This window comes from Gilliamella sp. Pas-s27 (assembly GCF_009795865.1).
In the GTDB taxonomy this organism is placed as follows: Bacteria; Pseudomonadota; Gammaproteobacteria; order Enterobacterales; family Orbaceae; genus Gilliamella.
Genome location: NZ_WTEW01000133.1, coordinates 1 through 338, shown reverse-complemented (window position 1 = coordinate 338; position 338 = coordinate 1). Strand labels below are relative to the sequence as shown.

The 338-nt window shown below is 50.3% G+C and carries 1 protein-coding gene; it reads left to right on the top strand.

Translation table 11 applies throughout. The features are described from left to right. The coding region (locus tag GQ589_RS12020) for a type VI secretion system Vgr family protein (protein WP_202115123.1) at window positions 1–338 on the top strand (338 nt) is incomplete at both ends.

Sequence of the window (338 nt, the reverse complement as noted above, 5' to 3'; positions counted from 1 at the left end):
AGCCTTTGGGTGCGTTTAGCCAAGCCGTATGCCGGTAGCACCTATGGCTTTCACTTTCCGTTAATTGACGGGACGGAAGTGGCCATTGCCTTTATGGATGGCAACCCCGATAGGCCGTATATTGCCCATGCCATGCATGACAGTGCGCATCCTGACCTTGTTACCACCATCAACAAACACCGCAATGTGATTCGCACACCGGCCAACAACAAACTGCGCATGGATGACAAACGCGGGCAAGAGCACATTAAATTGGCGACCGAATACGGCAAAAGCCAACTTAATTTAGGTCACTTAGTTAACCAAAACAAAGACGAGCGCGGAGAGGGATTTGAGCT